This window comes from Mesorhizobium sp. BH1-1-4 (genome assembly GCF_020165665.1).
Lineage (GTDB): Bacteria > Pseudomonadota > Alphaproteobacteria > Rhizobiales > Rhizobiaceae > Mesorhizobium.
Window position 1 is genome coordinate 209569 of the sequence record NZ_JAIUIN010000009.1, and the last position, 20717, is coordinate 230285.

The window sequence follows — 20717 nt, forward strand, 5'->3', positions numbered from 1 at the left end:
CCGATCTATGCGGCCGCGCGCAGCAGATAGTGGCTGACGCCCCACTCCTCACCATTGGCATGCCCGAACAAGCCAGCGGTCGCGAGGAAGAACAGGCGCCAGCGCCGCCGCCAGATCAAGGCATCCTTGCCATAGACCTCCGTGAGAATGCGGTCGATCTCAGGCCGGCGGGCGTCCATGTTGGCGAGCCAGTGATTTGCGGTACGCTGATAGTTGCGACCATCCCATCGCCATTCCCGCTCGACGTCGAACAGGCCTGGGAACTGCCGGATCAGATCGTGGCTCGGCATGATGCCGCCGGTGAAGAAGTGCTGCGCAATCCAGTCCGACTTGTCGCGATGGTCAAACCGGTATGACCGGCTTTTATGCGTAAAGACATGGATGAAAAGGCGGCCCTGCGGCGCCAACCAGGATTGAACGCGTTCAAGCAGCTTTTGCCAGTTCGACATGTGCTCGAACATCTCGACCGAGACGATACGGTCGAATATGCCGCCCGGATGAAAACTGTTCATGTCGGCGGTTATGACTCGAATGTTTGCGAGACCTTTTTCCCGGGCCCGCGCTTCTATGTATGCCCTCTGGGGCGACGAGTTGGAAACCGCCGTCACCCTGGCTCCAGGAAATCGCTCCGCCATGAACAGCGTGAGCGACCCCCAGCCGCAGCCGAGCTCGAGGATATCGTGGCCATTGGCGAGATCGGCGTGGGCTACAGTCTCTTCCAGTGCGAGCACCTCGGCCTCCGCCAGGCTTTCGTCGCCGCGCTGGTAAAGACAGGAGGAATATTTGCGACGCGGCCCGAGCACCAGCCCGAAGAAAGCCGGTGGCAATTCGTAGTGCTGTTCGTTTGCGGTTTGCGTGTGCTCGGCAATCGGATGATTGGCCATTGCGCGGGCGAAGGCCTGTTCATGCGTGGCAGGGCTGTCCAGGAGGTTTCTGCGAGTGCGCCCGACCAAGAAGCCGATGCCCGTCCTGGTCACCGGATCCGGGAACGGACTTCGTTCGACGGTGCGTATGGCGGATGCGATAAGGCTCACGAGGCTTGACCCTTCGAGGTTTGCGTTGGGATGTGGCGAGGCCCCGGCCAGAATGCGTTGACGCGCGCTTGGTAGGCACGAAACGTCTCGCCGCGCGTTTTCAGCATATGCGCCTCAAGCGGCGGGATGCCGGATACATGAACCAGAAGCCAGTACATGAAGAGCGGGCCGGAGACGGCGACCCAACCCCATGGGTAGCTGCCGTTAAAATCCAGTGCGATGGCGACATAGGCCAACCAGCCTAACCACTCGAAGAAATAGTTGGGATGGCGTGAAAGCCCCCAGAGGCCGACATCGCAGACCCTCCCCTTGTTGGCGGGATTTTCGCGAAACCGCCCAAGCTGGCGGTCGGCCAGGCCTTCGCCAAGGATGGCAATGACCAGAATGGCGATGCCCAGCCAATCGCCGATTTGAAGTTGCGGCGCCGGATTGCGAGCTGCCGCGAAGATGGAGACGGCGAGCAGAAGGGCGGCGCCGGCCTGTATCTGCAGGAACCAGAACAGCCGGCGTGGAAAATCCTTGCCCCATTCGCTGCGCAGCTGCGCGTAACGCGGATCGTCGCCGCCGCGCAGGGTTCTGACCGCGATATGCAGGCCAAGCCTGATCGACCAGATTGCCGCGAGCAGCGCCACGATCACCGGCCTCGTCAAGGATTGCTGCCAGCCGGGCAATGGAACAAGCGCCATGGCGATGCCGGCTGCGCCCACCGCGAACGACCAGATAGCATCCACGCAGCCCGACTTGCCGCTGCGAATGGCGACAAACCACGCCGTCGACATGGCAAGCGACAGGCAAATTCCCACACCGACGAACAAAGCTGCAAATGTCACGTCATAGCCCGGCACATGGCGATCTCTTTGGGTGAGTAACGGATCCGCGAGGCGGCAAGTTTCCGTCATCCTTGCGGTTTGCCGCGCCGATCATGGACGAACGGACGAATTCGGACCGGCAAGCCTGCCACAAGCTTGTTGAGGCATGGTCCTGGCTAAGGAAAACCGGCAAAAGGCGGACTTTCTTGGCGATTTCTCCACCCAGCGACATCGTGATGGATGTCGCCCGAGCCGCGGAACCGGCTGATATCGAGGCTGCGCGCGCCGCGCTGACCAGGCGTGCGGGCGGCGTTGCCGGCACGTTTTCGGTCGACAGCGCGGCTTCGGTCGATGCCGGCTCGATCCTGTCGCGGGCGACGGCTGACAAGGCCGCCGCGACGGCCGACCCGGCCAAGAAGTTCAAGAAGTTCGAGGCGATGGTCCTTCAGACCTTCATCCAGAACATGCTGCCCAAGGACACCGAGGGCGTCTACGGCACGGGTCTCGCCGGCGACATGTGGAAATCGCAGCTCGCCGAGCGCGTCGCCGACGTCATGGCAGACCGCGGCGGCATCGGCATCGCCAAGTCGCTGCTCGCCGACCACTACATGGACGGCAAGCGCAAGGTTCCGATCGGCCCGGTTTCGAATGGGCCGGAAAAGACAGAGATCGATCAGCAGACCCGTCTGTCCACCTCGCTCGTCCAGGAACTGCAGCGCAAGGCCGCCAGGTCGATGACCGGCGACGAGACAACCATAAAAACAGACATCAAGATCTAGGACTGGGAAACACATGGCCGACTCTTCGGAATTCACCGCCAAGCTGCCCGCGCGCACGACCGCGTCGGACGCTTCGACCCCTTTCGCACGGCCTGGAAACCTTGCCGCCATCATCCGCCGCATCGAGGAGGTGGTCGAGGAAGAAACCGCCGGCATCCGCAACGACACCAGCTATGACCTCAAGGCGTCGAACGCCCGCAAGAGCCGCTATCTCTACGAGCTGACCCGGGCCATGAAGGGCGGCAGCGAAGCGGAATTCCTCGAGCAGCACCGCGAGGGCTTGACCCGGCTGCGCCAGAAGCTGGCGAAGAACGAGGCCGCGATCCTGGCGCATCTGAGCGCCGTCAACGAGGTCGCCAGCCTGCTGCGCAGCGCCATCCAGCGCGCCGAGACCGATGGCACCTACTCCGCCGGCGAGTTCGGCAGGATGAAAGGTTAGGGCGCGGCGATGCCGGGCTCGGGTTCAAAATGATCAAGGTCATCGCCATAGCGGTCTGGATCTGCGCCGCCACGCTCGGCGCGGTGTTCTATTCCTTCCAGGCCGCCGGTGAACAGGGCGTCGGCGAGAAACCCAAGCCGATGCTGGGCGGGCTGGACTACGTCAAGACCGACATCATTTCGGTGCCGCTGATCCACGATTCAAAGATCGACGGCTACTTCCTGGCCAAGCTCGTCTACACCGTCGAGCCGGAACAGATAAAGAAGCTGTCGATCCCCGCCGAGGCGCTGATTACGGACGAGGTCTACAGCTATCTCTACGCCCATCCCCAGATCGACTTCACCAAGAAGGCAACGGTCGACCTCGATGCCTTTCGCGCGGCGATCCGCGACACCGTCAACACCCGCGTCGGCGCAACCCTGGTGCATGAAGTGCTGATCGATCAGGTCAATTTCCTGAGCAAGGATGAGATTCGCGACAATTGGCTGCGCCGCCGGCAGGAGTCCGCCGCCACGGCGCCCGAGACGCCAAAGCCGGTCAGCGCGCATTGAGCCATCGGCCCGGCGCCGGTGGTCCCGATGCAGCCGGCGTCCGAGACAATTCCTGCAATTCGCGTTGACGTAAACGTCAATCCAAAGCTATATGCGGCAGCGATCATGATCGCCAGTTGATGCCGCACGGACTTCGGCTGGGCCGAAGTACCGTCGCGTGACCGATGCAGCAGATGCAACCAGACAGGGAGAACAGCGTGAGCGTTCAGGATATTGCCGAGAAGATCAAGTCGCGCGTGGCCAGCAGCGGCTTCGACCGTTCCGTGAAGTTCGACACCGGCAGCGACGGCGTCATCGTCATCGACGGCGCGACCGTCTCGACCACGGACGCTCCCACCGACTGCACCATCAAGCTGTCGCTCGACGATCTGGAGTCGCTGATCGCGGGCGACCTGAACCCGACCATGGCGTTCATGACCGGCAAGATAAAGGTCGAAGGCGACATGACTGTCGCCATGGCTCTGAGCCAGTTGATCGGCTGAACGGACGTCGCCGCCAGAAGCGGCTTTGAGATGACAAAACGCCGCCGTTCCGAGGCGGCGTTTTGTTTGCATGGCGGTCGAGCTTGAAGCCTCACGCAGCCAGCGTCGGCGCCTGCCCCTTGAGCTTGCGGCCGGATGCCTTCAGCGTGCCCTTGGCGCCGTCGAGGGCGCCTTCCACCAGTTCCAGCGCCAGCAGGCGGTGCCGCTCGTAAGGTCCAGGCATGGCGAGCGCACCGGTCCTGGCGGCCGAAAACCCGAAGCGCCCATAGTAAGGCGCGTCGCCGACCAGCAGGATCGCGGCGTGGCCGAGGCGCCCGGCCTCCGCGATCGCATGACGCATCAGCGCCGAGCCGATGCCGGCGCTCTTGAGCGAGGGATCGACGGCGAGCGGGCCGAGCAGCAGCGCCGCCGAACCGCCCTCGCCCAGCGTGACGTCCCATAGCCGCACCGTGCCGGCCACGCCGCCCGACCCATCGCGCGCGACGAAGGCAAGGCCTTCCGAGGGCCTACGGCCGCGCCGCAGCTTCTCCGAGGACTTGGTCTTGCGCTTCGGCCCCATGGCGCGATCGAGCAAGGCTTCGCGCGCCGCGACGTCGGCAACGGTTTCGGCGACCATGGCGAAAGCCGGCGCATGAGCTACGATTTCAACTGACATTTCCATTTCCGCAATCCCTGGCGAGCGGAGATCTGTTCCACAAGCGAAGCCGGGCGGACGACAAGCGCCCGCGCCGGATGACCTGACCGGTTCTCAGCGCATTTTCAGGCGAAGTGGTGGCCGAAAACGCGCGGAAAAAAGAACCGTCAGATCACGTAGGATCGGAGAGGCTCGAAGCCGTTGAAGGCGACCGCCGAGTAGGTGGTCGTGTAGGCTCCGGTGCCTTCGATCAGCACCTCGTCGCCGATGGTCAGCGATAAAGGCAGCGGATAGGGCGTCTTCTCGTACATCACGTCGGCCGAATCGCAGGTCGGGCCGGCGAGCACGCAAGGTGCCGTCTCCGAGCCGTCATGGCGGGTGACCAGCGGGTAGCGGATCGCCTCGTCCATCGTCTCGGCGAGACCGCCGAACTTGCCGATGTCGAGGAACACCCAGCGCACATTGTCGTTATCGGCCTTCTTCGAGATCAGCACGACTTCCGACTTGATGACGCCGGCATTGCCGACCATGCCGCGGCCCGGCTCGATGATGGTCTCGGGCAGCGCATTGCCGAAATGCTTGCGCAGCGCCGAGAAGATCGCCTGGCCATAGGCCTGCGCCACCGGCACGTCCTTCAGGTAACGGGTCGGGAAGCCGCCGCCCATATTGACCATCTTCAAGACGATGCCTTCGTCGGCCAGCGTCGCGAACACCTTCTTGGCATCGCCCAGCGCGCGGTCCCAGGCGGTCAGGTCCGTCTGCTGCGAGCCGACATGGAACGACACGCCATAGGCGTCGAGGCCAAGGCCCTTGGCATGGCGCAGCACGTCGACGGCCATCGCGGGCACGCAGCCGAACTTGCGCGACAGCGGCCATTCGGCGCCTTCGCCATCGGTCAAAACGCGGCAGAACACGCGGGAGCCTGGAGCGACGCGGGCGATCTTCTCGACCTCCTCGACGCAATCGACCGCGAACAGCCTGATGCCGAGCTGGTAGGCGCGTGCGATGTCACGCTCCTTCTTGATGGTGTTGCCGAAGGAGATGCGGTCCGCCGGCGCACCGGCGTCCATCGCCATCTCGACTTCGGCAACGGAAGCGGTGTCGAAGGACGAGCCCATCGCAGCAAGGAGGCGCAGGATTTCCGGCGCCGGGTTTGCTTTCACCGCGTAGTAGATCTTGGAATCGGGCAGAGCCTTCTCGAAGGCGCGGAAATTGTCGCGCACGACATCGAGGTCGACGACGAGGCAGGGGCCGGACGGACGTCGGGTGGCGAGGAAGTCGAGGATACGCTGGGTGGCCATCGGGTTTCTCCATCACGCCTTTCGGCGCGCGCAAGGGTGCGGACGCGGGCTGTCGGCCTCGCGAACACGCGGTCAAACAAAGGCGGGACGGAAAATCCATGGAACCAGCCGGTGGAGACCCCGGAACCATGAAACGCCGTCTCGCGGCGATGAACCTTGGCCTTGCCCGGCTTCGGTTCGCTTTGTCTGCCTTGGCTTGGATTGGGAGAACCCCGTTCCGCACTGCCGGCAATGAAGGTGTGCCTCTTCAGTAACCCCGGTCTTTGGACAACCGGAAGAGAACCAGAAAGGCCCGCACCGTCGTTGCTTCAAGGTGTCCTCGGTCTGGCGGTTGGCCGCTAAACCGACTGGAGGGGTTGGCTCCAGTTACCTTACCGATTTCCCTCACCATTCGAGGATCGGCGGACACCCACAGGCACGTGCGACTTTGGGCAAGCGCGATATAGGGGCGAAGCATTTCACAATCAATAAAAATCGTATCCCAGGTTGTAAAATTTCTGGCATCGAACAATGTTGGCGCGACTGTATCCGGATATCGAACGATGACAGGCACGCACGGCCCCCTCCACGCCTTCCTCGACCTTCGCCGGATGCCGGTGGCGCATGCCGAACTTGGCCCCCTGGCCGGGCTGCGGCTGGCGGTCAAGGACATTTACGACGTTGCCGGCTACCGCACCGGTTGCGGCAATTTGCAGAAATTCGCCGGAAGCCATGCCGCTTCGCGCACGGCACCCGCCGTGCAGACGATTCTCGACGCCGGTGCGCGTTTCATCGGCAAGACCCAGACCGACGAGCTCGCCTTCGCTTTGTTCGGCCAGAATGCGCATTTTCCGTTTCCGGTGAATCCCGCGGCTCCCGACCGTGTCACCGGCGGTTCGTCGTCGGGGTCGGCGGCGGCGGTGGCGGGCAGGCTGGCCGACATCGCCACGGGGTCCGACACCGGGGGTTCGATTCGCGCGCCGGCGAGTTTCTGCGGGCTGATTGGGCTGCGCACCACCCATGGCCGCATTTCCCTCGACGGCACCATGCGGCTGGCGCCGAGCTTCGACACGTTCGGCTGGTTCGCCGACGACATCGAGACCTACGAGACCGTCGGCAAGCTGCTGCTTGGCCGCGACCCGCATCAACATTCCCTGGACCGCCCGCTCTCGCTCGCCTGGCTGGACGAAATGGTCGCCCGCCCGGCGCTCGCCGAATATGCGGAAATGAAGGCGCTGGCGAGCGCGGTGTTCGGCATGCCGGCGATGCCGACGATGCGCTTCAGCTCCTCCCCGGACGAACTCTACTGGTGCTTTCGCCGGCTGCAGGCCAGGGAAGCCTGGGCGGTGCATGGCGATTGGATCACCAGCGGCGAGCGCGACCTCGGACCCGGCGTCGAGGAGCGTTTCGGCTTCGGCCGCGCCGTCGACGACCGCACGGCCCAGGCCGAGAAAGTGCGTCGGCTGACGTTCCGCGGCGAACTGAACGCCTTGCTCGGCAAGGACGGCGTCCTGGTCCTGCCGACGGTGCCGGGCCCCGCGCCCTACGTCGACAGCACGCCGGAGCAGTTCCAGGCCTATCGCGAGCGCGCCTTGCATCTCCTGTGCCTGGCCGGGCTCTCCGGCTTCCCGCAAATCACCTTGCCGATCGGCTCGGTCGCCGGCGCTCCGTTCGGCCTGTCGCTGCTTGGCCCTTCCGGCAGCGACATTGCCCTGATACGGCTCGGCAGGAAACTTCTAATGCATGTCGCGCAAAAGTGACCTCGGTTTTGCGACAACGACATGCATCAAACAACACCCAAAGCGCGTCGCATGAATCCGTTTCGACGCGCCGCGCTTTGGACGCAGCACAAAAGGCCTGAACCATGGACACATTGACCCGCATGCGCGCCTTCATCGACGTCGTCGAGGCCGAGGGCTTTTCGGCGGCGGCGCGCAAGATCGGCCGCTCCAAGGCGCTGCTGTCGAAATATGTGCGCGAGCTGGAGGACGAACTCGGCGCGCTGCTGCTGAACCGCACGACGCGCCAGTTCTCGATGACCGAGGCCGGCCATACCTACTACCGCCGCGCCTCGGAGATCGTGCGCGAAGTCGACAGCCTGGCCGATGCCGTGCGCGAATCTTCCGGCGACGTGCGCGGCCGGATCAAGCTGTCGGCGCCACGCACCTTCGCCGACGCGCCGATCGGCCAGTCGCTGATCGACTTCGCCAAGCAGTATCCCGACATCGTGCTCGACATCCAGCTCGACGACCGCTTCGTCGATCTGGTCGAGGAAGGCTTCGACCTCGCCGTGCGCATCTCGCGCCTGGAGAACTCGTCGCTGATCGCCAGACGGCTGGCGCCGTTTTCGATCAAGCTGTGCGGCTCTCCCGAACTGATCGCCAAGCATGGCATGCCGACGCGGCCGCAGGATCTCGGCCACATGCCCTGCATCGTCGACACCAATGGCCGCGGCCTGAACAACTGGCCGTTCAAGGGCGACAATGGCGATCCGGTGAGTATTGCCGTGTCGGGCCCGATCGAGGTCAACAGCCCGATGGCGGCCCGCGCCGCGGCCTTGTCGGGGCTGGGATTTTGCATCCTGCCGGATTTCATCGCCGCGCCCGACCTCAAGAGCGGCCAATTGGTGGCGGTGCTCGACGACCGCATCCTGTCGGGCGGCGGCATCTTCGCAGTCTATCCGCATCGCCGTTACCTGCCGGCGAAGGTGCGCGTTTTCGTCGACTTCCTGGTGCAGTGGTTCAGGACGCGCGAAAGCGCCTGAACTGCCTCAGCCCTGGAGGTGCGTCGCTCCGCGATGCGCTTTGAATCCTGGTCGCGTCCGGTCGTTGCATCGGAACAGCCGCGCACTTTTGGGTGACATGTGCCGACAGTCCCAATTTCGCCCCCTTTCTGGTAACCTTCGACAACGCTCTCGAAGCCAAGGGAATCGCGACCGCGAATGCATTTGAAACGGCACGCAATCACGCTGGCTTCGACCCTGGCGGCGACTTTCGCCGCGACGGGACCGGCCGAGGTGCATCCGCACGTCTTCGCCGAGGCACGCCTCGACGTGATCCTGTCACCGGATCACCAAAGTGTGAAAGCGCTGCGCCATCTCTGGCGCTTCGACGACCTGTTTTCGAGTACGGTGATGATGGAGTTCGACAAGAACTCCGACCTGAAGCTTGACGACAAGGAGCTGAAGGAGGTCGCCGACACCGTCCATGCCTCGCTGGCCGAGTTCAATTACTTCCAGCTCGTCACGCAGAACGGCAAGGACGTGACGATGGTGCCGCCGCCGCATCTGATGGCCAATTTCGACAACGACCAATTGATCATCCTGTTCGAATCCGAACCCAAGGTGCCGATCAAGCTGACCGGCACCATCGACATAGGCGTCTACGACCCCACCTTCTACACGGCGATCGACTTCACCGAGGACTCCAACATCACGGTCGCAGGCCTGCCGTCGAACTGCACCAGCAAGGTCGTTCGGCCGGACCCGGACGAAGCCATCAAGGAAAACCAGAAGACCCTGACGGATGCCTTCTTCAACGATCCGACAGGCACCGACATGAGCAAGATCTTTGCCACCAAGCTCGAACTGACCTGTCAGCCAGAAGGATGAATCCGGTGACGAAACCATCCCTGCGCTTGGCGTTCAGCCTTTTGGCCGTCGCCTTTGTCACGATGCATTTCGCCAGCATGGCGCACGCCCAGAGTTCGCTCGGCATCGGCGTCAATGACGGCATGGCGCCGACCACCGGCCCCTTCGCCCATATCCTGATGTGGATCAATCTCAGGCAGCAGGAATTCTACCGCGCGCTGGCGACGGCGATGAAGGCGATGCGCCAGGACAACAGCAAGCTCTGGGTGCTCATCGGCTTGTCCTTCGCCTATGGCATTTTCCACGCCGCCGGCCCCGGCCACGGCAAGGCCGTCATCTCGTCCTATATGGTGGCCAACGAAGTGGCGCTCAAGCGCGGCATCCTGTTGTCCTTCGTCTCGGCGCTGCTGCAGGGCCTGACGGCGATCCTGGTGATGCTGCTTGCCTATTTCGTCCTGCGTGGCACCACCATCTCGATGACCGACGCGGCCTGGTTCATGGAAATCATGAGCTTTGCCCTGGTCACCCTCTTCGGCGCCTGGCTTTTGTGGCGCAAGCTCGGCCCCGCCGTCCTGCGCCTGTTTGGCAAGGGGCCGGCCTATAGCCTGTCGGCGGCTCATGCCGGGCATTCTCACGCCGGGCATTCCCATGCAGGCCATTCGCACGCAGCCCACTCGGCGCATGCCCATTCGCACGCGCTTCACGTGCATGACGACCACGACCATGCCCATGATCATTCGCACGATGACCACAGCGCGCATGACCATCATCATGATCACGGCGCCCATGACCATGCGCATCACGACCATGCGGGCGAGGTCTGCGACACCTGCGGCCACTCGCATGCGCCCGATCCGGCGCTGCTGTCGGGCGACCGCTTCGATTGGCGCACCGCATGGTCGGCGGTGGCGGCGGTCGGCATCCGCCCCTGCTCCGGCGCGCTGATCGTACTCAGCTTCGCGCTGCTCAACGGGCTCTGGCTTGGCGGCCTGCTGTCGGTGCTGGCCATGTCGATCGGCACCGCCATCACCGTCTCGGCGCTGGCGACGCTGGCGGTGACCGCCAAGAACTGGGCGGTCTATTTCGCCGGCGACGGCCGCATGGGCAACCGTATCCACTCGATCGTCGAGATCGGCGGCGCCGCCTTCGTGTTCCTGTTCGGATTGCTGCTGTTGTCGGCGAGCCTGACAGGCAGCGTCTAGACCTGCACCACGATCGAACGGATGGCTGCGGACCTCTAACCGGGAATCTTGCCGCCGAGCTCATCCTCGATATGGGCGCGGATGATTTCGTCGAAGCTCGCCTCGGCGCTGAAGCCGAGTTCGCGTGAGCGCCGCGCCTCGAACCGGGTCGGCCAGCCCTGGACGATCGCCCAGATCGTCTCGTCCGGAACTTCGCGGATCAGGCTTGCCGTCTTCGATCCGGCGATGCGTTCAAGCGCCTCGATCTGCTCGCCGACGCTGACGGCGACACCCGGCATCGTCAGATTGCGGCGCGGCCCGACGGCGGCACCGTCGATGCCGGCCGCATGGATCAGGAAATTGACCGCCGAGCGCGGGCTGGCATGGGTGTGCACGACCGAGCGCGGCACCGGCAGGATCGCCTCCTGCCCGCTCAACGGTTCGCGGATGATGCCGGAGAAGAAGCCGGAGGCCGCCTTGTTCGGCTTGCCGGGCCGCACGCAGATCGTCGGCAGCCTGATCCCGATGCCGTCGAAAAAGCCCCGCCTGGAATAGTCTGATAACAGCGCCTCGCTCATCTGCTTCTGCGTGCCGTAGGAGGTCAGCGGCGTCGGATGGAATTCGTCGGGAATGACATCCGGGAACGGTGCGCCGAACACCGCGATCGACGAAGTGAAGACAACGCGCGGCGCAAAACCGGCCAGGCGGATGGCGTCGAACAGCGCGCGCGTGCCGTCGAGGTTGACGCGGTAGCCGAGGTCGAAATTCGCTTCCGCCTCGCCCGAGACGATGCCGGCGAGGTGAAAGACGACGTCGGGGCGCGACGCGACCAGGCTCTCGGCGGCGCCGGCTTCGGCCAAGTCGCCGGTGTGCAGTGCGACGCTGACGCCGTCTATCTCAGGCGCCTGCGGCGGCACGATGTCGTGCAGGTCGAGCGCGGTGATCTTCTTGCCGCGCAGCGTGCCGTCCTTGGCCAGCCGGGCGATGAGCTTGCGGCCGACCATGCCCGCGGCGCCGGTGATCAGAATGCGCATGTCCGATATCCCTTACTTGCCCTGATTTTTGCGCTGGGTGCGCGCGCGCAGCCAGAACACCAAGAAAAATGCCAGCACGAAGACGGTGCCGAATATACCCGCCAGCACGGTCGAAAAACTGCCGAGCGCCAACATCACGGTCGGCAGGTAGAAAGCGGCAATGCCGAACAGAAGCATGATCCAGACCGCCGCGATGGCCGCGTTGCGTGTGTCACGGTCCATCATGCCGCACCGGAGCGGCGGTCATTCATCGGGCTGAGTTTCAACGCTGGAGAACTCCTGGGGCAGATCCGGTCAATGGGCATCGATCGGGCCTAGTGATAGTGGCCATGATGCGGGGCCGCACCATGCTCATGCTCATGCTCATGCTCGTGGTCGTCGCCCTCGTCGGCGCACCGGCCGAATTCCGGTTCCACGGTGGCATGGCTGATGCCGTGTTCGCTGGCAAGCCGCTTCTTGATGGCGCTGACCGCCTGATGCGCATCGACGCCCTCGTTGAGACAGGCATGCAGCGTCGCCATGCTGCTTGTCCCGTCGAGCGACCAGATATGCATATGATGCACTTCGCGCACGCCCTGGACCGCCCCCTGGATGTCACTGGCGATCAGGTCGCGATCAAGGCTTGGCGGCACGCCTTCGAGCAGGACGTGGGCCGCGGCGCGCATCAGTGACCAGGCGGTCGACAGGATCAGCAGCGAGACCAGCACGGACAGGATCGGGTCGATCGGCGTCCAGCCGGTCGTCAGGATGACCAGCGCGGCCACGATCGCGGCGGCGGAGCCGAGCAGGTCGCCAAGCACATGGAGGATGGCGCCGCGCATGTTGAGGTTGTCGCGATCTCCGCCATGCAGCACCAGGAAGGAGCCGATATTGACCAGCAGGCCGAGGATCGCCACCACCAGCATCGGTCCGCCCAGCACCGGCGCCGGTGTCAGCAGGCGATCCCACGCTTCGTAGACGATCCACAGCGCGATGACGAAAATGGCGATGCCGTTGGTGTAGGCCACCAGCGTCTTGACCCGGCCGAAGCCGTAGGTGAGCTGGCCTGTCGCCGGCCGGTCCGCCAGATGGAAGGCATACCAGGCCAGGCCGAGCGCGATGGCGTCGGCGAGCATGTGGCCGGCGTCGGCCAACAGCGCCAGCGATCCGGTCAGCAAGCCGCCGAGCGCCTCGGCAACCATGAAGCCGGCGGTCAGGCAGGCCGCGATCAGGACGCGTTTCTTGTCGGTCGAGCCATGCACATGACCAGCGCCATGGTCGTGCCCGCTGTGATCGTGGCTATGGGCCAAATAGTAAACTCCTGTTACGCGCCCAATTCCGCGCGAAAATCTTCCAGGCGGCGTTTCTGCTGGCCATTGGCGTCGAAGTTGGCCGGATCGAGCCAGGCTTCATAGGCTTGGCGCAGAGCCGGCCATTCCTTGTCGATGATCGAATACCACGCGGTGTCGCGGTTTTCACCCTTGACGATGAGATGCTGGCGGAAGATGCCCTCGAACTTGAAGCCGAACCGCTCCGCGGCACGCTTCGACGGCTCGTTGCGGTTGTTGCACTTCCATTCGTAGCGGCGATAGCCGAGTTCGTCGAAGATATATTTCATGAACAGGAACTGCGCTTCCGTCGCCGCCGGCTTGCGCGAGATCAGCGGTCCCCAATAGATGTTGCCGATCTCGATGACCCCATAAGCGGGATCGATGCGCATCAGCGTCTGGCGTCCGGCGACCTTGCCGCTGGCCTTGTCGATGATGGCAAAGAACAACGGATCCTCGCTGGCCTCGACCTTGTCCAGCCAGGGCTGGAAGGCGGCGCGCGTCTCCGGCGGATAGTCGGGCAGCCAGGCGAAGCGACCACCGACATCGGATACGGAAGACGCTTCATAGAGGCCGTCGCCGTGCTTTGCCGCGCTCAGCGGCTCGAGCCTGACATGGCGGCCGTCGATCGCCTTGCGCTCGGGTCGCGGGCGTGGCTGCCAATTCGCAAGATTTTCCGACACCGAAAGCTCCAATCCGTTTGACTTTTGCGGGCCAAGGCTCACAAAAACGCGACCCAACAGCAAGAACCACACGGACGGGAAAAATGCTCCACACGATTTCGGCCTTCGACCGTCTCGGCGAGGAAAATGCCTTCGCGGTATTGGCGCGGGCGACGGCGCTGGCGAGCCAGGGCCGCGACATCGTCAACCTCGGCATCGGCCAGCCCGACTTCAAGACGCCGCAGCACATCGTGGAAGCCGCGATCAAGGCCTTGCGTGACGGCCACCATGGCTACACGCCGGCCAACGGCCTGCTGGCGACGCGCGAGGCAGTGGTGCGCCGCACGCTGACCACCACCGGCGTCGAGGTCTCGCCGGAGGCGGTGATGATCATGCCCGGCGGCAAGCCGACCATGTTCGCCGCCATCCTGATGTTCGGCGAGCCGGGCGCCGAGATCCTCTACCCCGATCCGGGCTTTCCCATCTATCGCTCGATGATCGAATTCACGGGTGCGGCACCCATTCCCGTGCCGATGCGCGAGGAAAACGGCTTTGCCTTCTCGGCCGAGGAAACGCTGGCCCTGATCACCCCGAAAACCAGGCTCCTCATCCTCAACTCGCCGGCCAACCCGACTGGTGGCGTCACCCCGCGCGCCGAGATCGAGAAGCTGGTCAAGGGGCTGGAGAAGCATCCCGATGTCGCCATCATGTCCGACGAGATCTACGATGTCATGACCTATGACGGCGAGACCCATTGCTCGCTGCTCGGCTTTCCCGAGATCCGCGACCGGCTGATCGTGCTCAATGGCTGGTCCAAGACCTGGGCGATGACCGGCTGGCGCATGGGCTGGTCGATCTGGCCGAACGGCGAAAAGGGCGCCCATCTCTACGACAAGGTGCGCAAGCTGGCGGTCAATTGCTGGTCCTGCGTCAACGCGCCGAGCCAGTTCGCCGGCATCGCGGCGATCGACGGCCCGCAGGACGATGTCGACAGGATGATGCGCGCCTTCGACAACCGCCGCAAGATCGTGGTCGAGGGCCTGAATGCCTTGCCAAACATCTCCTGCATCACGCCCAAGGGCGCCTTCTATGCCTTCCCCAACGTGTCGAAGACCGGCTGGAAGGCGAAGAAACTCGCCTCGGCTCTGCTTGACGAGGCCGGCGTGGCGCTGATCGGCGGCCCCGATTTCGGCATTCTCGGCGAAGGTTACATCCGGCTCTCCTACGCCAATTCCGAGGAGAACATCCTGCGCGCGCTGGAGCGGATCGGAGCGTTTCTGGCGAAATGAGCTTCAGCTCGTCCCATCGAGATAGGCTCTCGCGATCGACCGCAGCTCCTCCTGGTCGATCGCCTCGCCATGTCCACAATAGGCACGGCTGAATTCGATCTGCAAAAGCCGCCGCATCGTGTTGCGGTAGGACTGCACGTCCGATCCTGGAAGATCGTCGATCAGCCGTCCGCGATAAATCGCATCTCCGGCGAAGAAGTCGCCATTTTCTTCGTCGAGAAGCCCGATCGATCCAGGCGAATGACCCGGCAGATGCAGGATGCGAAGCGACCTGTCCCCGGTCTCGATCCTGTCGCCCTCGTCCAGAATCCTGCTTAGCGGCGCCGGCTTGATCCGGAAACGCAGCGGCGACCATGTCACGCCTGGTGACCTGCCGACGGCCTCCGGTTGCGCGCGAAAAAGGTGAGCCAGTGTGTGTTCATCGGCCATGTCCGCGAAAAAAGCAGCCTCCGCGCGGTGGCCGGCTCTCGTCTCGAATTCGCTCAACGCGCCGACATGATCGACATGGATGTGCGTTGCAACGGCCAGGGCCGGCTTGCCACGCGACAGGTTCAACAGCGGTTTGAGAGGCACCAGCCCCATGCCGGCGTCGATGACGAGATCGACGTCGCGCCCGCGGAGATGAAAGATGTTGCTCCTGAAAAAGGAATGGACGTGCGGCTCCCAGAGCCGCGTGATGCCGCCGCCCAGATCCTCGCTTGAAAACCAGCCGGCGGCACGGCTGGGGCCGCCGGGTCCAGTGCCCGGCATCACCGATGGCCCCGCGCCAGAATGCGCTCGACCCGCATCTGCAGCACAGTCAGAACCGAGACGATGGACATGTAGTAGATCAGCGCGGCGCCATACCATTCCAGGAAACGAAAGCTGGTAGCGATCGCGAACTGGGTTACCGTCATCAGTTCCTTCAGCGAGATGACCGTCGCCAGCGACGTTGCCTTGAGCAGCGAGATGAACTCGTTGACCAGCGCCGGCAGGGCAACACGAATGGCCTGCGGCAGGATGATCAGGAAGAATATCTGGCCCCGGTGCAGGCCAAGGGCCGCCGCCCCTTCCGATTGTCCCTTGCCGATCGAAGCATAGGAGCCGCGCAGGATCTCGGTAAGGTAGGCGATCTCGATCAGCGTCAGGGCAAGAAAGGCCGCGATGAACGGCGTGAACCAGTCTGCCCGGAAGATCGCCGCGATCTGCGGCAACCCGTTCCAGATGAACAGGAGCACGAGCAGTGCCGGTGCCCCACGAAAAAGCCAGACAAAGGCGGCGATCAGGAAACGTATCCAGCGCCGTTTCGACGTCGCCAGCGCCGCGGTGACCATCGACACCGCCAGGGCGACGATCATCACCAGCACCGACAGGAGCAAGGTCAGCAATGCCCCCTTGGCAAGGGGCCAGCCGAACAGTGCGGTGAGGAAGAGCTTGCCGTCGAACACCGCCTTTGCCTCACTCAGTCGCGTGCTTGACGTCGGTGGCGGTCTCGGGAAGCTTCCACTTCTGCAGCAGCGTCTTCATCTCGCCGCTGGCCTGCAGCGTCTCGATGGCTTTCACCAATGCCGCGCGGTTGTCGCCGCCCTTTCTCAGATAGATCCCGTAGGTTTCGCCGTCGCCATAATTATACGGCACCTGCAATCGGCCGGGCATCTGCTTGATGCGGAAGGCGGCCGTCGTGTCCTGCGTGATCGTGGCCGCGGCCCGGCCGACCAGGATCTGCTCGATGACGGCGGAGGCCGAGGGATAGGTCTGTATCTGCGCCGGCGGCTTGCCGGCCTTCGTCAGCTCGGCGTCAAGATCCGCGGCCGTCTTTTCATAGGTGGTACCCGCCTCGATCGCCAGCACCTTGCCGCCGAGGTCGAGCGGCGACTTGGTTTCGGCATCCGATGCTGCCGTGACCATCACGACGTTGGAGATGAAATAGGGGACCGCGTCATAGGCTTTGAGCCGGTCCTTGGTCACCATGATACCGCTTGCAACGAGGTCGCAGCGCTCGGCGCCGAGTGACGGCAAGAGACCCTTGAAATCGCCCACGACATATTTCGTCGTGGCGTTCCACTGCTTGGCGATGGCGTCGACGACATCGACTTCGAAACCGACGAGCTTCTCGTCTCCGGGATTGGCGTAATACTGCATGGGTGGAAAGTCGCCGCCGGTGCAGACGTTGAGCACGCCGTCGCGCACCAGGGTGGTGTCCGCGGCCCGCGCCATCGGCGCCGCAACGCAGGCGATCAGCATGCCGAGAGCAACTTTGGCGACGGCCGAAATTGAAGGTCGGATGGCACTCATGATGGGTTCCCCTGTCTGTTTTTGTACGTTGACCGCGACGGTATGTTGCGGAATTCTGTCAAACAAGCTAAATCTTTAAGGGGGAAATCCGACAGTTTTTCTAAATTATTGGCGTCCAGATGGCCCTGCCCTCCCTCCACTCGCTTCGTGTCTTCGAAAGTGTGGCGCGCCTCGGCAACATCGCGGCGGCGGCGGCTGAACTGCATGTGACGCCGGGGGCGGTGAGCCAGCAATTGCGCGCCCTGCAGCTGTCGCTAGGGATCGACCTGTTCGAAAAACAGGGACGCCGCCAGGTGCTGACGGAACGCGGCGCGGCGTTGCAGAAGAGTGTGGCGGCCGCCATGCAGCAGATATCAGGATCCATCCGCGAGATATCGGCGAACGCCTACAGCGCCGCCACCAAGGCGACGCTGCGCGTCTCGGCACCCTCTGTTTTCGCCACGACCTGGCTGGCGACGAGGATCTTCCGCTTCCTCGACGAGAACCAGGACATCCGCATGCAGATGCTGACGGCGGTGAGGTTCGAGGAGATCGACTGGCGGAAAGTCGATGTGGCCATTGTCTATGGAAATCCGCCTTGGCCGGGATTCTGGTGGCGGCTGCTGCAGGGCCTGCCGATGACCCCTGTGTGCAGTCCGCAACTGCTGCGCGGCCCGCACGCCATTCGCGAGCCGCGCGACGTGCTGCACCACCGCCTGCTGCACGAGGACGACGGCAGCCAGTGGCGGCGTTGGCTGAACGAGGCGCGCGTGCCGCACTTCGTGGAATCCGATATCTATTTCGACAATTTCGCCATGGTGCTCCAGGCCGCCCGCGACGGCCACGGCGTCGCCCTCACCAGCGGCATCATCTCCTTCAGGGATCTGGATGAGGGACGCCTCGTCCAGCCCCTGGCCCTCAGCGTGCCGTCAGCTCCCCAATATCACTGCATATGCCGCGAGGAAGGCCTGGAAAATCCGTTGATAGGCCGGTTTGTCGACTGGCTCATCGACGAGGCGTCACGACCATCGGGCTGATCGCCGGCAATCATCGTCGCCTCTCGCGTCAACCGCCAGATGGTGTCATGAGCCGTCGGGAGGCGCGTGGCCGAGGCTGGGCGGTCATGCCGAAAACGGCTACCACTTCCCCGGATCAGGACCGGAATGAGGGACCTCGGATGTTTTACGCAATCCTCGCCTATCACGTGGAAGACGCGATCGAGGCACTGACGCCGCAGGAAGACGCGGCGCTGATGGCCGAGTTGCTCAAGATCAACACCAGGCTTCATGCGGAAGGCACGCTTGGGCCGTCGGCGCGTCTGGGGACGACACGGGATGCCTGCACCTTGCGCGGCCCGGGCGACGGTGTGATCATCGACGGGCCTTTCGCCGAGACCAAGGAACAGTTGCTCGGTCTCTATGTCGTCGACTGTGACACCAGGGACGACGCGATAGCGATCGCCCGCGACCTGCGTCGTGTCAACCCAACCGCCGTTTACGAGATCAGGCCTATTCTGCTCTTCAAGCCCGGCGTGCCTCTGGCGGGAAAATAAGGCTCGGGCGAACGCGCTGCCAGTACCTGCTGCTCACCCACGCCCGACGAACGGCATCTTGGTCGCCATGACCGTCATGAACAGAACATTGGCGTCGAGCGGCAGGTTGGCCATGTGCACGACCGCGTCGGCGACGCGCTGGACATCCATCACCGCTTCGGCCGCGATCGAGCCATTGGCCTGCGGCACGCCGACGGTCATCGGCTGCGCCATGTCGGTCAGCGCGTTACCGATATCGATCTGGCCGCAGGCGATGTCATAGGGGCGGCCATCGAGCGCCAGCGTCTTGGTCAGCCCGGTAATGGCGTGCTTGGTCGCCGTATAGGGCACGGAGCCCGGACGCGGCGCGTAGGCCGACACCGAACCATTGTTGATGATGCGGCCGCCCATCGGCTTCTGCTTGCGCATGGCGCCGAAGGCGGCGCGCGCGCACAGGAACGAACCGGTGAGATTGACGCCGACGACATCGTTCCACACCTCGACCGGGATCTCGTCGATCGGCGTGGACTTGTAGCCCATGCCGGCATTGTTGAAGAGCAGGTCGACGCGGCCGAACGCCTCCGCCACCGTCTCGAACAGATCGTCGACCTCGGCGGCCTTGCTGATGTCGCAGGCAACCGCCAACGCCCTCGCCTCGGTCGGTCCGATCTCGGCGATCGCGGCGTCCAGCACCGGCTTGCGACGCCCGCAGAACACCGTGTTCCAGCCCGCCTTGAGCAGTGCCGTGGCGACGCTCTTGCCGATACCCGTTCCGGCGCCGGTGACGATGGCGGTTTTTTGCTCGGTCATGGCAGATGTCCTCCGGCAGCGCCGTGCGTGCCCGACTGATTTTCAGGATTTGGCTCGGGAGAAGGCATCGCAAATGACGGCGGCGATGGCAAGCGGGGCCACGGGCGCCTGCGCTCGAAAAAGTGGAACCGCGTCTTTGGAGGAAGTCCGGCGAGGGCCGACAAAAAGGGCGGTCATTGGCGACCGCCCTGATCTGAACCGGGCTTGGGAGGAGGAAAAGCCGATCCGACTGTCTAGAATCATGCGCTTCCTGAGTTAACGAAAGGTTAACGCTGGAAAGACCCGCCTGTCCCGTTTCGACCTACCAGCGCGGGTTTGGTGAGGTCCCAGCCTGTGCCGCTGGCACCTTGGCCGCCGAAACCGTCGCCTCGACATGGTCGACCAGCGCATCCGGCAGGCCAAGCCGGCCGGCAAGCAGGTCGAGATAACCACGCTCGGCGCGCGTGTCGGGATCGATGGTGAGGCGAGACGCCGTATAGAGCTCGAGCTTCTGCGCATCGGTCCTGGCGCCGGCCACCAGCGTGTCGAGATCGAGCGGGCTTTCCAGCTCCGCCATCAGGAATTTTTCCGCACCGGTGCCGATCCCGGCAAGGCTGAGCTTGCCGGCGATCTTCTGGCGCTCCTCGTCGTCGACATGGCCGTCGGCCTTGGCCGCCGAGATCATCGCCCGCACCAGGGTCAGCGTGAACTCATCCTCGCCTTGCGGCGCCTGCGACGGGTGAAAGGCCGTGTCCTTGGGTGGCGGCAGCAATTCCGGCTCGCCGGTCGTGGGCGCCTGTTCGGGTGCGTTGCCGGCCTTGTAGTTCTGATAGGCCTTGTAGGCGAGGCCACCAATGGCGGCCAACCCGCCGAGCTTCACCGCGGCACCCGTCACCTGCCGGCCAGCGCCGGTTCCAAGCAGCACCGCGGCCAGCGCACCGGCGGCCAGCGGATTGTCCTTGGCCATCCGCACCGCTTGTCCGGCCGTGTCGCGGACCGTGCCGCTGGTGCCGGGAACTTGCGAGCCGAGCAGATCGTCGAGAAGCTTCTTGGGATCGAACATTCAGTGCCTCC

24 protein-coding genes are annotated in these 20717 nt (G+C 64.0%); 11 read left to right on the plus strand and 13 right to left on the minus strand.

The genetic code is table 11. The annotated features are described in order from the left end of the window. Positions 1-5 precede the first annotated feature (5 nt). Together LB569_RS18025 and LB569_RS18030 are read right to left on the minus strand one after the other, a co-directional pair. Complete coding sequence (locus LB569_RS18025) at positions 6-1034, minus strand: SAM-dependent methyltransferase (RefSeq protein ID WP_224693435.1); 1029 nt, start codon at positions 1032-1034, stop codon at positions 6-8. After that, positions 1031-1864, minus strand: coding sequence for a DUF1295 domain-containing protein (locus LB569_RS18030; RefSeq protein ID WP_411970237.1), 834 nt, complete (start codon positions 1862-1864; stop codon positions 1031-1033). Before LB569_RS18030 ends, LB569_RS18025 begins: the two co-directional genes overlap by 4 nt. 185 nt (positions 1865-2049) lie before the next feature. Between LB569_RS18030 and LB569_RS18035 the strand changes: the two genes are divergently transcribed. From LB569_RS18035 to LB569_RS18050, 4 genes are all read left to right on the plus strand, one after another. Next, positions 2050-2622 carry a rod-binding protein gene (locus LB569_RS18035; RefSeq protein WP_181173640.1) on the plus strand — a complete coding sequence of 191 codons (573 nt, stop codon included), beginning with the start codon at positions 2050-2052 and terminating at the stop codon, positions 2620-2622. A gap of 13 nt (positions 2623-2635) precedes the next feature. Then, on the plus strand, positions 2636-3061 hold the full coding sequence (locus LB569_RS18040) for a hypothetical protein (RefSeq protein WP_224693436.1): 426 nt from the start codon (positions 2636-2638) through the stop codon (positions 3059-3061). A 29-nt stretch (positions 3062-3090) separates the two neighbouring features. Continuing rightward, positions 3091-3612 carry a hypothetical protein gene (locus LB569_RS18045; RefSeq protein ID WP_224693438.1) on the plus strand — a complete coding sequence of 174 codons (522 nt, stop codon included), beginning with the start codon at positions 3091-3093 and terminating at the stop codon, positions 3610-3612. Between the two features lie 197 nt (positions 3613-3809). Continuing rightward, positions 3810-4094: an SCP2 sterol-binding domain-containing protein gene (locus LB569_RS18050; protein ID WP_140704453.1), complete on the plus strand. Its 285-nt coding sequence runs from the start codon at positions 3810-3812 to the stop codon at positions 4092-4094. 91 nt (positions 4095-4185) lie between these two features. Here LB569_RS18050 and LB569_RS18055 read toward each other — a convergent pair whose 3' ends face one another. Both LB569_RS18055 and odc2 read right to left on the minus strand, forming a co-directional pair. After that, positions 4186-4755, minus strand: a complete 570-nt coding sequence (locus tag LB569_RS18055) for a GNAT family N-acetyltransferase (protein ID WP_224693439.1) — start codon at positions 4753-4755, stop codon at positions 4186-4188. Between the two features lie 140 nt (positions 4756-4895). After that, complete coding sequence (odc2, locus tag LB569_RS18060; protein ID WP_224693440.1) at positions 4896-6029, minus strand: ornithine/lysine decarboxylase; 1134 nt, start codon at positions 6027-6029, stop codon at positions 4896-4898. A gap of 542 nt (positions 6030-6571) precedes the next feature. Between odc2 and LB569_RS18065 the strand changes: the two genes are divergently transcribed. The 4 genes from LB569_RS18065 to LB569_RS18080 all read left to right on the plus strand — a co-directional run bounded on the left by LB569_RS18065 (position 6572) and on the right by LB569_RS18080 (position 10799). Beyond that, positions 6572-7768: an amidase gene (locus tag LB569_RS18065; RefSeq protein ID WP_224693442.1), complete on the plus strand. Its 1197-nt coding sequence runs from the start codon at positions 6572-6574 to the stop codon at positions 7766-7768. 104 nt (positions 7769-7872) lie between these two features. Then, positions 7873-8772 carry a LysR family transcriptional regulator gene (locus tag LB569_RS18070; protein WP_015315874.1) on the plus strand — a complete coding sequence of 300 codons (900 nt, stop codon included), beginning with the start codon at positions 7873-7875 and terminating at the stop codon, positions 8770-8772. Between the two features lie 177 nt (positions 8773-8949). Beyond that, complete coding sequence (locus LB569_RS18075) at positions 8950-9618, plus strand: DUF1007 family protein (RefSeq protein ID WP_224693443.1); 669 nt, start codon at positions 8950-8952, stop codon at positions 9616-9618. Next, positions 9615-10799 carry a nickel/cobalt transporter gene (locus LB569_RS18080; protein WP_224539061.1) on the plus strand — a complete coding sequence of 395 codons (1185 nt, stop codon included), beginning with the start codon at positions 9615-9617 and terminating at the stop codon, positions 10797-10799. Before LB569_RS18075 ends, LB569_RS18080 begins: the two co-directional genes overlap by 4 nt. Positions 10800-10834: 35 nt before the next feature. On the opposite strand, the gene denD is transcribed toward LB569_RS18080, so the two are convergent. The 4 genes from denD to LB569_RS18100 form a co-directional block, all read right to left on the minus strand. Further along, entirely contained in the window at positions 10835-11812 is a 978-nt protein-coding gene (gene denD, locus LB569_RS18085) for a D-erythronate dehydrogenase (RefSeq protein WP_224693445.1), read from the minus strand. 12 nt (positions 11813-11824) lie between these two features. Then, positions 11825-12037 carry a hypothetical protein gene (locus tag LB569_RS18090; RefSeq protein WP_027043097.1) on the minus strand — a complete coding sequence of 71 codons (213 nt, stop codon included), beginning with the start codon at positions 12035-12037 and terminating at the stop codon, positions 11825-11827. An 89-nt stretch (positions 12038-12126) separates the two neighbouring features. Continuing rightward, positions 12127-13101, minus strand: a complete 975-nt coding sequence (locus tag LB569_RS18095; RefSeq protein ID WP_224539065.1) for a cation diffusion facilitator family transporter — start codon at positions 13099-13101, stop codon at positions 12127-12129. 14 nt (positions 13102-13115) lie between these two features. After that, positions 13116-13802 carry a GNAT family N-acetyltransferase gene (locus LB569_RS18100; protein WP_224539067.1) on the minus strand — a complete coding sequence of 229 codons (687 nt, stop codon included), beginning with the start codon at positions 13800-13802 and terminating at the stop codon, positions 13116-13118. Between the two features lie 83 nt (positions 13803-13885). Between LB569_RS18100 and LB569_RS18105 the strand changes: the two genes are divergently transcribed. Further along, positions 13886-15070: a pyridoxal phosphate-dependent aminotransferase gene (locus tag LB569_RS18105; RefSeq protein ID WP_224539069.1), complete on the plus strand. Its 1185-nt coding sequence runs from the start codon at positions 13886-13888 to the stop codon at positions 15068-15070. A 3-nt stretch (positions 15071-15073) separates the two neighbouring features. On the opposite strand, the gene LB569_RS18110 is transcribed toward LB569_RS18105, so the two are convergent. From LB569_RS18110 to LB569_RS18120, 3 genes are read right to left on the minus strand one after another with little or no spacing between them, the layout of a single operon-like run. Then, positions 15074-15820 carry an MBL fold metallo-hydrolase gene (locus tag LB569_RS18110; protein WP_224539071.1) on the minus strand — a complete coding sequence of 249 codons (747 nt, stop codon included), beginning with the start codon at positions 15818-15820 and terminating at the stop codon, positions 15074-15076. Further along, positions 15820-16497, minus strand: a complete 678-nt coding sequence (locus tag LB569_RS18115) for an amino acid ABC transporter permease (protein WP_224539073.1) — start codon at positions 16495-16497, stop codon at positions 15820-15822. Before LB569_RS18115 ends, LB569_RS18110 begins: the two co-directional genes overlap by 1 nt. 10 nt (positions 16498-16507) lie before the next feature. After that, positions 16508-17344, minus strand: coding sequence for a transporter substrate-binding domain-containing protein (locus LB569_RS18120; protein ID WP_224539075.1), 837 nt, complete (start codon positions 17342-17344; stop codon positions 16508-16510). A 119-nt stretch (positions 17345-17463) separates the two neighbouring features. Here LB569_RS18120 and LB569_RS18125 point away from each other — a divergent pair, with 119 nt between their 5' ends. Then, positions 17464-18360, plus strand: a complete 897-nt coding sequence (locus tag LB569_RS18125) for a LysR substrate-binding domain-containing protein (protein WP_224693447.1) — start codon at positions 17464-17466, stop codon at positions 18358-18360. Positions 18361-18500: 140 nt separating this feature from the next. Further along, positions 18501-18875: a YciI family protein gene (locus LB569_RS18130; protein WP_224693449.1), complete on the plus strand. Its 375-nt coding sequence runs from the start codon at positions 18501-18503 to the stop codon at positions 18873-18875. Positions 18876-18908: 33 nt separating this feature from the next. Here LB569_RS18130 and LB569_RS18135 read toward each other — a convergent pair whose 3' ends face one another. Together LB569_RS18135 and LB569_RS18140 are read right to left on the minus strand one after the other, a co-directional pair. After that, complete coding sequence (locus tag LB569_RS18135) at positions 18909-19664, minus strand: SDR family oxidoreductase (protein WP_224693450.1); 756 nt, start codon at positions 19662-19664, stop codon at positions 18909-18911. Between the two features lie 301 nt (positions 19665-19965). Next, positions 19966-20706, minus strand: coding sequence for a tellurite resistance TerB family protein (locus LB569_RS18140; protein WP_224693451.1), 741 nt, complete (start codon positions 20704-20706; stop codon positions 19966-19968). Positions 20707-20717 lie beyond the last annotated feature (11 nt).

Bases quoted from the DNA above. Each gene is read 5' to 3' on its own strand.
- LB569_RS18040 (WP_224693436.1), top strand. From the start codon at position 2,636: ATGGCCGACTCTTCGGAATTCACCGCCAAGCTGCCCGCGCGCACGACC.
- LB569_RS18045 (WP_224693438.1), top strand. From the start codon at position 3,091: ATGATCAAGGTCATCGCCATAGCGGTCTGGATCTGCGCCGCCACGCTC.
- LB569_RS18055 (WP_224693439.1), bottom strand. From the start codon at position 4,755: ATGGAAATGTCAGTTGAAATCGTAGCTCATGCGCCGGCTTTCGCCATG.
- odc2 (WP_224693440.1), bottom strand. From the start codon at position 6,029: ATGGCCACCCAGCGTATCCTCGACTTCCTCGCCACCCGACGTCCGTCC.
- LB569_RS18065 (WP_224693442.1), top strand. From the start codon at position 6,572: ATGACAGGCACGCACGGCCCCCTCCACGCCTTCCTCGACCTTCGCCGG.
- LB569_RS18070 (WP_015315874.1), top strand. From the start codon at position 7,873: ATGGACACATTGACCCGCATGCGCGCCTTCATCGACGTCGTCGAGGCC.
- LB569_RS18075 (WP_224693443.1), top strand. From the start codon at position 8,950: ATGCATTTGAAACGGCACGCAATCACGCTGGCTTCGACCCTGGCGGCG.
- LB569_RS18080 (WP_224539061.1), top strand. From the start codon at position 9,615: ATGAATCCGGTGACGAAACCATCCCTGCGCTTGGCGTTCAGCCTTTTG.
- denD (WP_224693445.1), bottom strand. From the start codon at position 11,812: ATGCGCATTCTGATCACCGGCGCCGCGGGCATGGTCGGCCGCAAGCTC.
- LB569_RS18090 (WP_027043097.1), bottom strand. From the start codon at position 12,037: ATGATGGACCGTGACACACGCAACGCGGCCATCGCGGCGGTCTGGATC.
- LB569_RS18105 (WP_224539069.1), top strand. From the start codon at position 13,886: ATGCTCCACACGATTTCGGCCTTCGACCGTCTCGGCGAGGAAAATGCC.
- LB569_RS18110 (WP_224539071.1), bottom strand. From the start codon at position 15,820: ATGCCGGGCACTGGACCCGGCGGCCCCAGCCGTGCCGCCGGCTGGTTT.
- LB569_RS18120 (WP_224539075.1), bottom strand. From the start codon at position 17,344: ATGAGTGCCATCCGACCTTCAATTTCGGCCGTCGCCAAAGTTGCTCTC.
- LB569_RS18125 (WP_224693447.1), top strand. From the start codon at position 17,464: ATGGCCCTGCCCTCCCTCCACTCGCTTCGTGTCTTCGAAAGTGTGGCG.
- LB569_RS18130 (WP_224693449.1), top strand. From the start codon at position 18,501: ATGTTTTACGCAATCCTCGCCTATCACGTGGAAGACGCGATCGAGGCA.
- LB569_RS18135 (WP_224693450.1), bottom strand. From the start codon at position 19,664: ATGACCGAGCAAAAAACCGCCATCGTCACCGGCGCCGGAACGGGTATC.
- LB569_RS18140 (WP_224693451.1), bottom strand. From the start codon at position 20,706: ATGTTCGATCCCAAGAAGCTTCTCGACGATCTGCTCGGCTCGCAAGTT.